The 14,550-nt window shown below is 35.1% G+C and carries 17 protein-coding genes; 10 read left to right on the top strand and 7 right to left on the bottom strand.

Annotation, left to right across the window (positions count from 1 at the left end):
- Positions 1-63 precede the first annotated feature (63 nt).
- Entirely contained in the window at positions 64-408 is a 345-nt protein-coding gene (locus tag CFK40_RS13345) for a PilZ domain-containing protein (protein WP_161493871.1), read from the bottom strand.
- Positions 409-584: 176 nt separating this feature from the next.
- Between CFK40_RS13345 and CFK40_RS13340 the strand changes: the two genes are divergently transcribed.
- The gene (locus tag CFK40_RS13340) at positions 585-764 is read left to right on the top strand and encodes an aspartyl-phosphate phosphatase Spo0E family protein (RefSeq protein ID WP_089532775.1); all 180 of its coding nucleotides are present in this window, start codon (positions 585-587) and stop codon (positions 762-764) included.
- 344 nt (positions 765-1,108) lie between these two features.
- Complete coding sequence (locus CFK40_RS13335) at positions 1,109-1,267, top strand: FbpB family small basic protein (RefSeq protein WP_089532774.1); 159 nt, start codon at positions 1,109-1,111, stop codon at positions 1,265-1,267.
- A 46-nt stretch (positions 1,268-1,313) separates the two neighbouring features.
- On the opposite strand, the gene CFK40_RS13330 is transcribed toward CFK40_RS13335, so the two are convergent.
- Entirely contained in the window at positions 1,314-2,222 is a 909-nt protein-coding gene (locus CFK40_RS13330; RefSeq protein WP_089532773.1) for a DMT family transporter, read from the bottom strand.
- 135 nt (positions 2,223-2,357) lie between these two features.
- Between CFK40_RS13330 and CFK40_RS13325 the strand changes: the two genes are divergently transcribed.
- The gene (locus CFK40_RS13325) at positions 2,358-2,690 is read left to right on the top strand and encodes a hypothetical protein (protein ID WP_089532772.1); all 333 of its coding nucleotides are present in this window, start codon (positions 2,358-2,360) and stop codon (positions 2,688-2,690) included.
- 42 nt (positions 2,691-2,732) lie between these two features.
- Here the strand turns inward: CFK40_RS13325 and CFK40_RS13320 are convergent, their stop codons facing one another.
- The 4 genes from CFK40_RS13320 to CFK40_RS13305 form a co-directional block, all read right to left on the bottom strand.
- On the bottom strand, positions 2,733-2,954 hold the full coding sequence (locus CFK40_RS13320) for a hypothetical protein (RefSeq protein ID WP_089532771.1): 222 nt from the start codon (positions 2,952-2,954) through the stop codon (positions 2,733-2,735).
- A 122-nt stretch (positions 2,955-3,076) separates the two neighbouring features.
- On the bottom strand, positions 3,077-3,562 hold the full coding sequence (locus CFK40_RS13315; RefSeq protein WP_089532770.1) for a YkyB family protein: 486 nt from the start codon (positions 3,560-3,562) through the stop codon (positions 3,077-3,079).
- A gap of 123 nt (positions 3,563-3,685) precedes the next feature.
- Complete coding sequence (locus CFK40_RS13310) at positions 3,686-4,264, bottom strand: SCO family protein (RefSeq protein WP_089532769.1); 579 nt, start codon at positions 4,262-4,264, stop codon at positions 3,686-3,688.
- Positions 4,265-4,356: 92 nt separating this feature from the next.
- Positions 4,357-5,202, bottom strand: coding sequence for a metallophosphoesterase (locus CFK40_RS13305; RefSeq protein WP_089532768.1), 846 nt, complete (start codon positions 5,200-5,202; stop codon positions 4,357-4,359).
- A 363-nt stretch (positions 5,203-5,565) separates the two neighbouring features.
- On the opposite strand from CFK40_RS13305, the gene cbpB reads away from it, so the two are divergent.
- The 3 genes from cbpB (at position 5,566) to CFK40_RS13290 (ending at position 7,926) form a co-directional block, all read left to right on the top strand.
- Positions 5,566-6,015, top strand: a complete 450-nt coding sequence (gene cbpB / locus CFK40_RS13300) for a cyclic-di-AMP-binding protein CbpB (RefSeq protein ID WP_089532767.1) — start codon at positions 5,566-5,568, stop codon at positions 6,013-6,015.
- Positions 6,016-6,094: 79 nt separating this feature from the next.
- Positions 6,095-7,576, top strand: coding sequence for an MDR family MFS transporter (locus CFK40_RS13295; protein ID WP_089532766.1), 1,482 nt, complete (start codon positions 6,095-6,097; stop codon positions 7,574-7,576).
- A gap of 107 nt (positions 7,577-7,683) precedes the next feature.
- Complete coding sequence (locus CFK40_RS13290) at positions 7,684-7,926, top strand: YkuS family protein (RefSeq protein ID WP_089532765.1); 243 nt, start codon at positions 7,684-7,686, stop codon at positions 7,924-7,926.
- Between the two features lie 37 nt (positions 7,927-7,963).
- Here CFK40_RS13290 and CFK40_RS13285 read toward each other — a convergent pair whose 3' ends face one another.
- Positions 7,964-8,806 carry a mechanosensitive ion channel family protein gene (locus CFK40_RS13285; protein WP_089532764.1) on the bottom strand — a complete coding sequence of 281 codons (843 nt, stop codon included), beginning with the start codon at positions 8,804-8,806 and terminating at the stop codon, positions 7,964-7,966.
- A 484-nt stretch (positions 8,807-9,290) separates the two neighbouring features.
- Here CFK40_RS13285 and CFK40_RS13280 point away from each other — a divergent pair, with 484 nt between their 5' ends.
- The 4 genes from CFK40_RS13280 to CFK40_RS13265 all read left to right on the top strand — a co-directional run bounded on the left by CFK40_RS13280 (position 9,291) and on the right by CFK40_RS13265 (position 14,366).
- Entirely contained in the window at positions 9,291-9,833 is a 543-nt protein-coding gene (locus CFK40_RS13280) for a peroxiredoxin (protein ID WP_089532763.1), read from the top strand.
- Positions 9,834-10,153: 320 nt separating this feature from the next.
- Positions 10,154-10,606, top strand: coding sequence for a redoxin domain-containing protein (locus CFK40_RS13275; RefSeq protein WP_089532762.1), 453 nt, complete (start codon positions 10,154-10,156; stop codon positions 10,604-10,606).
- 164 nt (positions 10,607-10,770) lie between these two features.
- Positions 10,771-12,522: an ABC transporter ATP-binding protein gene (locus CFK40_RS13270; RefSeq protein ID WP_089532761.1), complete on the top strand. Its 1,752-nt coding sequence runs from the start codon at positions 10,771-10,773 to the stop codon at positions 12,520-12,522.
- A gap of 113 nt (positions 12,523-12,635) precedes the next feature.
- Positions 12,636-14,366, top strand: a complete 1,731-nt coding sequence (locus CFK40_RS13265) for an ABC transporter ATP-binding protein (protein ID WP_405196593.1) — start codon at positions 12,636-12,638, stop codon at positions 14,364-14,366.
- Positions 14,367-14,550 lie beyond the last annotated feature (184 nt).

Genomic DNA, 14,550 nt, shown 5'->3' with positions numbered 1-14,550 from the left:
TTACTAAATCCCATACAGTTAATCGTAACATATTATGCATTGGATACTAGAATATAATAGTAGTTATGAGTTCATTCTCTTTAGTTTCTTAAGCGATTGAATCATGGTGGTGTGATACGTATCATCTGTGATTAAATGTATCCCCATTTCATAAGATGTTTTCGCAGGCTTCCTCCAACTTATTGTGCCCAATGCATCAAATGATATATCATCAATCATGAAGGATAATTTGATTTGATTTCCACTATGCAATTGAGTATTATCCTCACAGTAAACTTTTGCACCATTCTTACTAACATCTAATATGGTAACATTTATTGGTGTACAGTTATTAGTTGATTCAATCAGTTTACCAGGAATTGGTTTGCTAAATGAAAAACGAAATGCTTCATTTCTCTTGAAATACAAATTAATCACCCACCTGTTCAATATAATAAAGGTATCATCTTGAAAAAAAAAATTATAGTCTTTTGCATTAATTGTAAAAAACAGATAGATCTAATTAATGCAAAACTTGGCAAACATGAACGTACGTGCTAAGGTTATAACAGCTATGTGTAAGAGGAGGTAACCATTTAACTGAAATGAGTACAATAGAGCAACTGCTAAAAAGAATTGAATTTTTGCGTAACGAGATGACCAAGGTTGCCTTAAAAAAAGGGTTTACAAGCCGAGAATCTATTATGATCAGTCAAGAGCTTGATAAATTATTAAATTTATATGATAGTATCCAGCGAAAAGAAGTAAACAAAAAGAAGAAATAAGAACTCTATTCATAGAGTATAGCAAATTTTGTGTCTGGGATATATCCTGATGCTAAAATAAATTGTGGATAATCCCTTTCAACTATTCGTTAAGTACAATGTATATGCCAACCGTGTATAAAAACTCTTATCGATTTACCCCCCTTCGTAAAACCTCCAGTACCGGGCCTTATAACTCACTTTATCTTTTCAATTAATAGAATACCCAAATCAAAGGATTAAACATGTATAATTTCTAATCTAACCATAAAATTAATTAATTCTTCACAAAATGTTCAAATAATTTTGATTCATTCAAAGAAAATAGGGTATAATGAAGTTAATATAGTAAAAGGAGTGAGGATATGCGTCCGAAGACTCAGAACTTTGAAGATCTTGTAAAGCAATATAAGCAAGAATTGTTATCAGATGAGAAAGAGTTATCGCAAATAGAAATTCGACTTGAAAATAAACAGACTAAAAAGGAACAAAAAAAACCAAGACGATTTTCTTTTTATGATTAGGCTTGAAGCAGTACCGAGGATTGATTAGAGAATGGAGTGATAGAAATTATATCACTCCATTTTTTGCATGCGAAATTTTCTTTTTTGTTGTGAAAAGCTGAATTAACATTATGGCACCGATAATACAAGCCATTCCAACCATTTGAATATGGGAAAAAGCTTCATTAAATACAATGATACCAATAAAGGTTGCAACCACAGGCTCAATCGTCGAAAGAATAGATGCCCTAGAAGCTTCTGTTTGGTGTAAGCCATACGTGTAAATAATATAAGCGAATGCGGTAGGTAAGAGACCTAATCCAAATGAATAGAATAAGACAGCAGGATCCATTAATAAGTGAATCTTTGTCGCATATGGAAAAAAGGGCAGCAAGGCTATACTTGCTACGATAAAAGTGTAGACTGTAATACTTAGACTCGTATATTTTTTCAAAGCGTATTTGCTGAAAATACTATAAAGCGCATAACCTATCCCGGATCCAAGCCCAAAAAGAATGCTGTTCAATTGAAGGGTTTCCGTATTAAGAGGTATGATTCCAACAATTAAACAAGTACCAAAAAGCGTGATTAATAGTGCAATTAGTTTAACTCTCGTTAATTTTTCTTTGAATAAAATGAGAGAAAGGATGGTTACAAATGCTGGTGCAGTGTAAAGTAATGCAGTTGCAAACGGGATTGTTGACAATTCAATCGTTGTAAACAAACAATAATTAAAAAATATAATACTTACAATTCCAGTTCCTATGAAATATTTAACATCTTTAATAGAGTGTAGTAATAACTTTTCAGGTGATTTAATCAGAATATAGGTTAGCAAGATAATAGCTGTTGTTAACACCCGCAATGTCACTACTTCCATTGGGGTGAACCCGAAGGCATACAAGTTTTTAACGAACCACCCAATTGTGCCCCAAAGTGCAGCACCAAGCATAATAAATAGATAAGCGCTATTCAAGGTTACCATTCCTCCTCCGTTCAGCCCTATACAGGTACTCATTATATCAAATTATCAGTATTTAATTAACGAAAAGGTTAGAGATAACTAAATGTGGGGATAATAAAGGTAATTGAAAGGGTGGGGAAGGGTATAATGGAACAACTAGTATGGTTATTATCTTTCATGAAAAATAGCCCATATGGATTAATGACATTGATTGTGATTGGAATGTTAATTTGTTATCTTTCTATAAAGCCAGTAATCCATTGGTTTGTGACGTTAAAGCAAGATCGTATATTAAGTTACATTATGTGTAGCTTTATTATATTGATCTGTTCGATTTTAATAGGGTTCCTATTTTTTCAAACAGATTATCTATATCTTATAAAGATTACATTACTATGTATGGCAGTTTTTGGTGGTATCTTAGTTATTGTACGGTTATTACATTTTATTTTTCAAAATGTATTCATGAAGAATGTTTAAACAAAACCCCGTCAATTTTATTTGACGGGGTTTCCTAGTGTATTAGCGTTCTTCTTTTTCAACTACACCAACTTCTGACTGCACTTTTTCTAACCAACGATAAACCAACTCATAGTGTTCCTCTGGTGTTGGTTGGTTTATGGGGGCGTGCTTTACGACCATCGCTTTTTCTGCTTCGGAAAGTTTTTCATATTTATCCTTTAATATGTGTGTTTGATCCGCATAACGGTGTAGTTCATAGACAAAATCTTTTAATTCTAACATGGTTGCGCCTCCTTTTGGTATACTAGTTCCTTTCGAAGAGAAAAATGAAACATTAAAAAAACCACAACATTTACATGCTGTGGCTTTTAATAATTTTTAATGTCGTTGCACTTACTCTTACCTTATGTTTCAAATTTTCGATAAGGCTTTGTTGGTGGCCATTCCATTTTCCCTAAGGATGAAGGCGTATAGTAGGAAGAAGTGTATTTCTTGTTTTTAGACTTCTTTTCGGGTTTCGGTGTAAAGTTAATGTATCGATAAACTACTTTTTTTGCTTGTGATAATGACATTTTTGTTTGAGGGTTTCGGTATGATTGATCCAAAGTACCTAAGTGTTCAAGCTGATTAAAGTCATTTTTTTCTGGAGGTATATGAAAATAGTAGTTATCAACTTTTACGAGTAACGTAGAGTGTTGATTACTGAATTTCGGATGGTCAGAAAAGTGAAGTCCAATCTTTTTGGCTTGATTTTCTGATAACAATTTTTTAATTGTTTCCTTTTTAATGAAATATAAATGCTTTGGTTCTGGAGCTGTTTTTGCATGTCTATTAATGGTATACAATGCCATTGCGAGTTCAGCTACAGAAGTAGGTTTTGCTTGATTCATCGTTTTGTCCTCCTTTCCTGTGAATTATTATGTCAATTCTATAGTATCGCAAAGCTTGTCCATTTACAATAAGTGAGCGCAAAGAAAAAGAAACTAGAATTAAAATCCAGCTTCTGTTTAGTATTACTTTATTTTTTTAATGTCTTCTACAATCTTGTCCATTTCTGCTGCTTCAGTTCCTGTATAATAATTAATAGCAGTTCCTTCTGGTGATACAAGGAAAAATCTAGTGCCATGCATAAATTGATCAGAGTCAGGTAATTCTTCTAGTGCTGATTTAAATGACTTGATAGAGAGTTCTTTAACTGTTTGAAAGTCATACCCCGTAAGGAAATGCCAATTGTCAAAAGATGCTCCATGCGCTTTACCAAATTCTTTTAATGCGGCTTTCGTATCACGTTCAGGGTCGATACTGAATGAAACCAATTGCACATCTTCAAGTCCAGCTTCTTTAAGTTTTTCCTGTAGCCTAGCCATATTTGCTGTCATTGGTGGGCAGACCGTGTCACAATTTGTAAATATAAAGTTGGCCACCCAAAAGTTTCCTTCGAGACTATTTTGAGTTACTTTTTCACCATCCTGATTTGTAAATGCGAAATCTTGTACGTCAGAAGTAATATTCCCTTCAAATTCCTCGCCACAGGCTGTTAGTATAAGAACTAGCATTACTATCGGAAAAGCTAATTTAATCCTTTTCACCATATATGTAACCTCCATATTAACAAAATCGTATCTAGCGTAGCATGTTTCAATTGAAAAAACTATAGATAAAGTGTTACACATGGAATTTATTGCTAGTTGCTTTGTAATGTATACACATATATTTCTGGTTTACATAGAAAACGATAGGGTAATCTTGTTGTTCCTATACCTTTTGTAACATATAAAGTTAAATGATCCACTTGATATTTTCCATTCACATATTTTTGAGCATATAATGGTGTATATAAATGGCCGATAATAGGTAACCGTACTTGGCCACCGTGACTATGACCAGATAACTGCACATCCACGGGATAATTAATCGTTTTATCAGCAAAATCTGGTTCATGTGCTAGTAATAGTGTGAATAGGGAAGGGTCTATTTGGTTTAACGTTTTTTCCAGGTTTGGATTACCTAGCATAACATCATCAATTCCAGCTAAAACAAAAGATTCTTGCCCTTTTTTAATAGTAGTATGTTGATTTTGAAGTAAATTGAAGCCAGCCTGATCCATTACATTTTTCACTATATTGGTTCCATATCCTCCATGGTCATGGTTCCCATATATCCAGTATTTACCGTACTTTGCATCTAGTGATCCTAAAATACGAATCAATGTAGTATTCCAATTATAGTCATTTGGAGCATCAACTAAATCTCCCGTAAAGACAATCAGGTCGGGTTTTTGATTGTTAATGGTTTGCACTAATTCTTCTAATTGTTCAAGCGAATAATGAAACCCTATATGTGTATCAGAAAACTGAATGATTTTAAAGTGATTGAATTCAGATGTAACTTTAGCTGAAGAAATAATTTCTTGGTGGATATCTAGTAAACTCGGTTCAATTTCACGGGCATAATAATAGGTTCCACCACTTAAACCGAGGAATGCTAAAAGACTACCAAATGATTTTTTTAAAAATGATCTTCTATTCATGTGGTCAAACCTTTCTAAAACTGATACTAGCATTATATCATGTATTTTCACATTCAACATGACGTGTTAATAGATGTAAAAAATTCGTAATAGGATGCACTTGTCTAAATTATCTGTTTCCTAGTCACTAGACGTTTCAGGTGAACCATTTTGTTAATATATCATACATTTTAACTAAAAAGTGCAAGCATATGTTCATGTTATATCATATAAAGGTATTAACTCATCGTGCATTTTAAAGTGAAAAAATAATGTTTATCCATCCTAATTATGGTAAGCTAGTTATGTAGATAACGATGATTTACTCCTTTTAGGTGAATAAATCCCTCCAACATTTTGATTAGTAAAGAGGAGTGTTTTTAAATGGGCACATTGAAAGATAAGCAATTAACGGATATTATTGTTAATGATTTACTGATTTCTTCTGAAAAAGTAGCACATGTGCAGTTGAATAATCCACTTGAACATGCATTACTTGTATTAGTGAAATCAGGATATTCTGCTATTCCTGTTCTAGACTCATCGTATAAATTGGTTGGTACGATTGGTAAAACAGTCATACTGAATCAGATATTAGGGCTTGAACGGATTGAATTTGAAAAACTATCTACTATGCGTGTAGAGGAAGTAATGAATAGGGATATTCCATGTTTGGAAAAGAACGACACATTTTTAAATGTATTAAAAGCAGTTATCGATTATCCATTTTTATGTGTAGCGGATCAGGAAGGTTATTTTGATGGAATAGTGACTAGACGCGCAATTTTAAAACAAGTCAGCAGAGATATTTATACCAAAAAACAAACAAACTAAAAAATAATTGCCATACCCCTTGCCATTTCATTCATGACAAGGGCGTTTTTATTAATTTATAGAAAAAGCAGTGATATCAATGATACATAATACGAAAGAATTGAAGCGACCATTAATATTGGCCTCGGTCATGCTTGGCATGTTTTTAGCCGCGATTGAAGGGACGATTGTTGCTACGGCGATTCCTAGCATTGTAGCAGATTTGGGTGGGTTTTCGTTATATAGTTGGGTGTTTTCTGCTTATCTATTAACAAATGCTGCCACCGTTTTAATATTCGGTAAGCTATCTGATATTTTTGGAAGAAAACCAATATTTGTAGTTGGTGTCAGTATATTTATAATTGGTTCCATATGTTGTGGGCTGAGTACATCCATGCTCATGTTAATTATATCACGATTTGTCCAGGGTCTAGGTGCAGGTGCGGTGATGCCAATTGCGACGACAATTGTGGGTGATATATATGACAAAAAGGAAAGAGCCAAAATACAGGGCTATTTAGCTAGTGTTTGGGGAATATCTGCAGTATCAGGCCCGCTCCTCGGTGGTATGTTTATTGATTTATTAAGCTGGAGATATATTTTTTGGATGAATATTCCCCTAGGATTATTAGCTATGCTTGGAATTATTTTGTTTTTACATGAAGATATTGAAAAAAAGAAAAGATCAATTGATTATGGCGGGTCAATTTTGATACTGATTACTGTATGTTCTTTTATGTTTATATTGGTTGAAGGTGGAATAGGAATTCCTTGGAGCTCACCATTAATGATTTTTTTACTTTTTCTTGCAATTGGCGGGTTCATTTTCTTTATTTTTCATGAAAAACGATCTAAAGCGCCGATGATGCCTTTTGACATTTGGAAGTATAAGTTGATAAGTGTAGCAAATATCATAACGTTACTAACAGGCATGATATTAATTGGAGTATCAAGTTATCTACCAGCATTTGTTCAAGGTGTTATGGGTCAATCTGCAACCGTGGCAGGTTTTACGCTGACTACAATGTCGATTGGATGGCCAATCTCATCAGTTATTGCTGGTAGACTACTTTTGGTTATTGGTTACCGATCGACTTCCTTAATCGGGGGAATTGCGTTAATTATTGGCGCAACCTTCTTTTTTATGTTATCTCCTGAGATGGGTCCAATTTGGGCTGGAATAGGTTCCTTCTTTATTGGAATCGGAATGGGTATGACTAGTACTTCATTTATTGTAGCGATTCAGAGTACAGTAAGCTGGGAGAAAAGAGGAATTGCTACTGCGGCTAATATGTTTATGCGTTCGCTGGGTAGTGCAGTAGGAGCTGCGTTGCTTGGCGGGATACTAAATAATCGAATAAAAGCATATATCACTACAAACGAAATTGAGGATAAAGTATCCGTTGATGCAGCTAATCAACTGTTAGCCCCGAATCAACAAAACGCTCTATCTGAACAAGTAAAAAGCGTGTTGCAGGATGGACTAACATCTGGTCTACATTATGTTTATACAGGATTGCTAATCCTATCCGTTATAGCCTTTGTTTTGATAACATTTCTTCCTAAAAAAGAAAACGATTAAGTGATGAGGTGAAGCTTTACTATCTCATTACTTTTTTGTATACCTTTTTACTTTTTGTAAAAACTACATAAGAGTAATTTTTTAATGTAATAGAGGAGGTAATGGGTATGGCGCGAATCGGCGTTGAAGGAACACTTACAGATGTTAAAGAAGCACTAAAGGAAAAAGGTCACCAAGTAGTAGATTTACACTCTGAAGAGGATGCAGGTCAATGTGATTGCTGTGTTATCTCTGGTCAAGATAAAAATGTAATGGGAATGTCCACAGCTAGTATTGCTGGACCAGTTATTAATGCAGATGGTTATAACGCGAAAGATGTCTGCCAGATGGTTGAAGAAAAGCTTCAATAATAAAAACAAAAACCCAGCTTAAACTGGGTTTTTGTTTTTATTTAGTCATTTTTTCCACATTCACTTGATGTGGATATGGAATATCAACTCCAGCCTCATCAAAGGCTAGTTTGATACGTTTGCGCATATCACGTTCACATGCAAATTGTAATCCATTTTCGGTTTGACCAACAACTCGTAGTACAATATCTGACGCCCCTATCCCTTGAACACCTAATGCATTAGGGCCATCTTTAAAACGTTCATCTTCTTGAAATTCAGCACATACTCGCTCTAATACAGCTATTGCCTCGTCAATATTGTCTTCATAACTAATTCCAATATCAACTAATGCACGCATGTTTCCGCGTGAATGGTTAGCAACTCCTTCTAGTAATCGATTTGGAACAAAGTTTAGTGTGCCGTCAAAACTGCGTATTTTCGTAGTTCTGAATCCTACTTCCTCAACAATTCCGTCATAGCCGCCAGAGGTGACATAATCATCGATTTCCATTTGACGCTCCAATAGAATGAAAAATCCTGTAACGACGTCACTTACAAGGCCTTGTGCACCAAATCCGATTGCTAGTCCAACAATTCCAGCTCCAGCTAGAAGTGGAGCGATAGGGATGGCAAAGATTGCAAACAACATGACAAAGAAAACGAATATCATCACATAGGAAAATACATTTACTAGTAATTTCTCTAATGTTTTGACACGACCTGGTGATAGCTTTTCACTTTTTCCTGCCTTTTGTATTGTTTTTTCAATAACTTTCTTGCCGATCGGTACAAAAACAATAAATGCAATTATTAATAATAGGATCTTTAATACAACTGGTAATGCAATAGACAAAATTCCACCTATATCAAAATTTAGTCCTTCTTTGAAAATATCCATGTAAAGTCTCCTTTTTTTGCAGTTAAGAAAGTATAAATCCTTTCTTACTGCATAAGTGCAACTAAGGCTTTCGCCACTAAGGCTTGGCGATAAACCAAGTTTTCTAATAGAGGGTTGTACTATATTCGTTGTTTATCTTATCGAAAGCTTAAAAGCAATTCAAATAATATCCTTTTTAGGTTAGGTGAATTTCATTATAAGCGCTTATTCAAAAAGTCGCTGTTTATCATTTGGAGACTTTTTAAACAACCTTTATAATGGACATCAATTGCAATTGAATGTTACGGTATTAGTTGTGCACCCCTTGTTTTAGAGCTGTTATATCTGGTTATACTTATGTAAAGCGTGAAGTAAAAAAGTGACTGATATGTGACGGGTAAACGATCCTTTTTAAATTAATTATTATTTAATATTGACTAAAATTAAGAGGTTGCCTATAATCGTAAATGGATATAATTTAATATAAATGTTGGAGGGATTATCTATGGCAGAAAGAATGGTAGGTAAACAAGCACCACGTTTTACAATGGATGCTGTAATGCCAAATAAAGAATTTGGGAAAGTAAATTTAGAAGAGAATATGAAAGAGGATAAATGGACAGTTCTTTTCTTTTATCCAATGGACTTTACATTCGTATGTCCTACAGAAATAACTGCAATGTCAGATCGATATGATGAATTTGAGGATTTAGATGCAGAAGTAATTGGTGTATCAACTGATACTATCCATACACATAAAGCATGGATTAATACATCGCGCGACGACAATGGGTTAGGTGAATTACTCTATCCGTTAGCTGCTGACACTAACCATGTTGTTTCACAAGATTATGGTGTGTTAATTGAAGATGAGGGTGTAGCTTTACGTGGATTGTTCATTATCAATCCAGAAGGTGAACTTCAATACCAAACTGTTTTCCATAACAATATTGGCCGTGATGTAGATGAAACATTACGCGTACTACAAGCTCTTCAAACTGGTGGTCTTTGTCCAGCAAACTGGAAACCAGGGCAAGAAACACTTTAAGAGGATGTTCAAAAAGTCACCAAATGATAAACTACGAATTTCTTCGTTGGCTTGTCTCTACGGTCCTCATGTAGTAGTAACTAGAGGAACTTCTACTAAAATTGCCCACGTCCTGTGGGCAACGTAGAAGTCAGCACATCCTGTGCAAGTCCAGTCTCGGGGACTTCGCCGCCTTGAACTTCTTGTTTCTAATTCGGCACCTTTTTGAACAAACACTTTAATAGTAATTTAGCGTATCTTATAAAATAATATTAGCTGACTCTTTAATAAGGATTGCTGAGTCAGCTTTTTTTAGTAAGACAACATTGGAGGTAGAACTTATGCGATTACGTGCACAAATGCCAGAACTCGACGGGGCAACAAAATGGTTCAATAGCAAGGAGATTAGTAAAAGTGATTTAATTGGAAATAAACCAACTTTAATTCACTTTTGGTCCGTTAGCTGTGGATTATGTAAAGAAGCAATGCCTAATGTAAATGAATTCCGAGATGAATATAAAGATGAATTAAATGTTATAGCTGTTCATATGCCCCGTTCTGAAAAAGATTTAGACTTAAATCAAATCAAGGAAGTAGCAGATGAACATGATATCACGCAACCAATTTTTGTGGATAATGATCACAAATTAACTGATGCATTTGAAAATCAATACGTACCTGCTTACTATGTTTTTGATTCAGAAGGTAAGTTAAGGCATTTTCAAGCAGGTGGCGGGGGCATGAAGATGCTTCGTAAGCGTGTTAATCGAGTACTCGGAACTACAGAGAAATAGATATAATAGTAAAAGCACTTCTACAAAGCGATTGTAGAAGTGCTTTTTTCTGTTCAAAAATATAATTATGAAAAATTTTAAAAAATTGAGTAAAAGCAGTAGATATTTATTTCGAAACCCGTTATATTAGTAATTACGGAAAACATTAGAGGAGGAGGAAACTTATGGATACATTTAAAAAGCTTAAGCAATTTTATTGGCCTTTTAAGAAATATTTCTTTACTTCAGTAGTTTTTTTAATTTTAGTAACTGCAATTACGCTTGTATATCCAATTGTATTGCAAAAAACGATAGATGAGGTATTTATACAAGAGCGCTACTCACTAATTCCTTATATAGCATCAGCATTTTTAATTCTGATGATTGTTAAAGCCTTTGCAACCTATTTCCACCAATACTTAGGGGAGCTATTTGGTATTCGATCTGTTTATACACTAAGGGATGCATTGTATGAAAAACTACAGGTTTTGTCATTCAAATATTACGATAATGCTAAGACTGGCGATTTAATGTCAAGATTGACTGCAGACGTGGAAGGATTTCGTTTCTTTCTGTCAGTTGGATTTTCGGAACTTATTCGTATTACACTTCTAATTGTATTAAGCCTAGGTGTGATGTTTTTTTATTCTGTACCACTTACGATAGTTACAATGGCTGCTATGCCGTTTCTGGGTATTGTCGTGTATCAGTTTGATAAACGTGTTCACCCTGCATTTAGAGGGATACGAAAATCATTTGGAAATTTAAATACGCGGGTTCAAGAAAATATTAGTGGTATGACAACAGTAAAATCATTATCTCGTGAGGATTTTGAAATTGGTAGATTCTCATCAAATAATGATAATTATCGTCAGCATTACCTGAAAACGTCGGATATTTGGGCAAAGTTTTTTCCGTTAATGGAGTTTATCGGGAATATATGCGCTGTTGCTTTACTTGCATTTGGTGGTTATTTAGTTATCCAGGGAAGACTTAATTTAGGTGAATTGGTCGCATTCTTCAGTTTAGTTTGGTACATTTTGGGACCCTTGATGAATCTAGGATTTGTTATTAATCTATTCTCACAATCGAAAGCATCAGGAGAACGTTTAATTGAAATTTTGGATGCAAAAGAAGATGTCGTCGAAAAGAACCATGCAATAGATGTTCCAATTAAAGGTCATGTAACCTTCAATGACGTGACACTGACTTATACCGAGAATGATGATTCTGCTCTTAAGGACATTAGCTTTGATGCACCTCCAGGTAAAGTCGTTGGATTAATCGGTGCAACTGGATCTGGTAAAACAAGTATTACCCAGCTAATCACAAGGTTTTATGAGCCGGAAAAAGGTGACGTATTGGTTGACGGGTTACCAGCAGCAGACTATAAGCTAAAATCGCTCAGAAGTCACATTGGATTTGTTTTACAGGAATCATTCTTATTTTCAACTAGTATTCGGGAAAATATTGCTTATGGTAATCCAAACTTAAAGGATGAGCAGATTATTGATGCGGCGAAACGCGCACAGGCACATGACTTTATTATGGAAATGCCAGCTGGTTATGACACGATGCTTGGCGAACGCGGAATGGGATTGTCTGGCGGACAAAAGCAACGTATTGCAATTGCGCGGGCTATTTGTATTAACCCTAGTATTCTTGTGCTTGACGATGCTACTTCAGCAGTAGATATGGAAACTGAATTCAAAATTCAAAAGGCGTTAAAAGAAGTGATGAAGGGACGCACAACATTTATCATTGCACACCGTATATCTTCTCTTAAGCATGCTGATGAAATAGTAGTATTAGAAGAAGGAGAAGTCGTTGAGCGGGGTACGCATGATTCGTTAATTCATAATCATGGAACTTATCAAAGGATTTATGATATTCAATATCAAGATCGTGATGCGATTATGGGTGTAGCGAACCAATAAAAGGGGGGATAAAATTGGCTAAATCAACAGAACAAGTTAAAAAAAGTCGTCACTTGAAACGATTTCATTATACTGTCGATCAAGCAATCGAGAAACAGTTTAACTGGAAACAGATGTTGAGATTGCTTGAGTATTTAAAACCGTATTCAAAAACGTATTTACCGGGTGCAATTATCGCAATGTTAGTTTCTACCTTAGTTCGTTTGGCTGTTCCAATATTAATTGGTAAAGTAGCAATCGATGTTGCAATTGGTAATCAGGACTATGGCCTGCTAACTTATTTGGTAGTTATAATCGGTGTGCTTTATTTATTAAACTATGTAGGTAACATATATCGAATAAAATGGGTAAATATTTTAGGGCAAAATGTTATTTATGATTTACGGCAACACCTATTTTCACATGTGCAGCGACTATCACACCGATTTTTTGATTCTAGGTCTGCGGGATCTATTTTAGTTAGAATCATGAATGATATTAATTCCTTACAGGAACTTTTCACAAATGGTATTATCAACCTCTTAATGGATGTTGTAACGCTTGTTGGAATCGTCGTTATTTTGTTCGTATTAAGTCCAGAGCTGGCACTAGCGATCATGATAATTTTACCGATTATGTTCTATATCTCGACTAAGTTACGTCGTAATATACGTCGTTCTTGGCAAGATGTACGAATTCAACAATCCAGGTTGAATTCCCATTTAAATGAAAGTATCCAGGGAATCCGTATTACGCAATCATTTTCACAGGAAAAAGAGAATGCTGAGTTTTTCAATGGGATTAATTTTGACAACTTTGAAAGCTGGCGAACGGCGACAAAGAAAAGTGCCTTATTCCGTCCATTTGTAGAAATGAGTAATGCGATTGGGACAATTATTTTAATCACGTTTGGTGCTTATTTAATTATTAATGGTGTGATTGACATTGGTATCTTCGTATCATTTGCATTCCTCATAGGGATGTTTTGGGAACCAATTTCGCGTCTTGGCCAGATGTATAATCAGTTACTTATGGCGATGGCAGCATCAGAGCGAATATTTGAATTTCTCGATGAGCAGCCAAATGTAGATGAAAAAGATAATGCCTATGAATTTACGGATATGAAAGGCCATATTGAATTTGATAAGGTTCAGTTCTCTTACGATGCTGATCGTGTAGCGCTTCATGAAATATCCTTAGATATTAAAGAAGGTCAAACAATCGCACTTGTGGGGCATACAGGTAGTGGTAAGTCTACTATAGCTAACCTGATTAGTCGCTTTTATGATCCTACAAACGGGACAGTGAAAATTGACGGTCATAATCTGCGTGATGTACGCTTAAACACGCTACGACAGCAGATTAGTGTCGTCTTGCAGGATACATTTATTTTTTCTGGAACAATTATGGAAAATATTCGATTTGGCCAACCGACTGCGACTGATGAAGAAGTTATGGAAGCAGCAAAAGTGGTTGGTGCTGATGAGTTTATCAAGCGTCTTGCTGATGGCTATGAAACAGAAGTAGAGGAACGCGGTAATATCCTTTCAGCAGGTGAACGACAGCTTCTATCATTTGCTCGTGCGCTTCTCGCGAATCCTAGAATTTTAATTTTAGATGAAGCTACAGCTAGTATTGATACAGAAACAGAAGTACAAATTCAAGCTGCTCTAAAAAAATTGTTAAAAGGAAGAACTGCCATTATTATTGCTCATCGGCTTTCAACAATTCGAGGGTCGGATACAATTTATGTGCTTGAACATGGTAAAATTCTAGAGTACGGAAGCCATCAGTGGCTTATGGAATCTAAAGGTGAATACTTTGACCTAGTCAAATCACAATTTCAAATGTTAGATGTGATTTAGTGGCAATCAAGCCAACCTGGATAGACTCTAAAATACAAAAACCAGTCCTGTTAAAAAGTGGCCACTGAAAAAGTGGTGGATTTAAAAGTTTAACTTTTCACCTTAACTTAGCATCTCGAATATACGGAGACTCCAGCGGGAAGCAAGAGATCGGTGAGACCCCGCAGGACGGCAGTCCGAGGAG

This window comes from Virgibacillus necropolis (genome assembly GCF_002224365.1).
Classification (GTDB): Bacteria; Bacillota; Bacilli; order Bacillales; family Amphibacillaceae; genus Virgibacillus_F; species Virgibacillus_F necropolis.
Note: the sequence above shows the minus strand (reverse complement) of the source record. Positions and strands in the feature narration are given on the sequence as shown.

Bases quoted from the DNA above. Each gene is read 5' to 3' on its own strand.
- CFK40_RS13340 (WP_089532775.1), top strand. From the start codon at position 585: ATGAGTACAATAGAGCAACTGCTAAAAAGAATTGAATTTTTGCGTAAC.
- CFK40_RS13335 (WP_089532774.1), top strand. From the start codon at position 1,109: ATGCGTCCGAAGACTCAGAACTTTGAAGATCTTGTAAAGCAATATAAG.
- CFK40_RS13325 (WP_089532772.1), top strand. From the start codon at position 2,358: ATGGAACAACTAGTATGGTTATTATCTTTCATGAAAAATAGCCCATAT.
- CFK40_RS13320 (WP_089532771.1), bottom strand. From the start codon at position 2,954: ATGTTAGAATTAAAAGATTTTGTCTATGAACTACACCGTTATGCGGAT.
- CFK40_RS13315 (WP_089532770.1), bottom strand. From the start codon at position 3,562: ATGAATCAAGCAAAACCTACTTCTGTAGCTGAACTCGCAATGGCATTG.
- CFK40_RS13310 (WP_089532769.1), bottom strand. From the start codon at position 4,264: ATGGTGAAAAGGATTAAATTAGCTTTTCCGATAGTAATGCTAGTTCTT.
- CFK40_RS13305 (WP_089532768.1), bottom strand. From the start codon at position 5,202: ATGAATAGAAGATCATTTTTAAAAAAATCATTTGGTAGTCTTTTAGCA.
- cbpB (WP_089532767.1), top strand. From the start codon at position 5,566: ATGGGCACATTGAAAGATAAGCAATTAACGGATATTATTGTTAATGAT.
- CFK40_RS13295 (WP_089532766.1), top strand. From the start codon at position 6,095: ATGATACATAATACGAAAGAATTGAAGCGACCATTAATATTGGCCTCG.
- CFK40_RS13290 (WP_089532765.1), top strand. From the start codon at position 7,684: ATGGCGCGAATCGGCGTTGAAGGAACACTTACAGATGTTAAAGAAGCA.
- CFK40_RS13285 (WP_089532764.1), bottom strand. From the start codon at position 8,806: ATGGATATTTTCAAAGAAGGACTAAATTTTGATATAGGTGGAATTTTG.
- CFK40_RS13280 (WP_089532763.1), top strand. From the start codon at position 9,291: ATGGCAGAAAGAATGGTAGGTAAACAAGCACCACGTTTTACAATGGAT.
- CFK40_RS13275 (WP_089532762.1), top strand. From the start codon at position 10,154: ATGCGATTACGTGCACAAATGCCAGAACTCGACGGGGCAACAAAATGG.
- CFK40_RS13270 (WP_089532761.1), top strand. From the start codon at position 10,771: ATGGATACATTTAAAAAGCTTAAGCAATTTTATTGGCCTTTTAAGAAA.
- CFK40_RS13265 (WP_405196593.1), top strand. From the start codon at position 12,636: ATGTTGAGATTGCTTGAGTATTTAAAACCGTATTCAAAAACGTATTTA.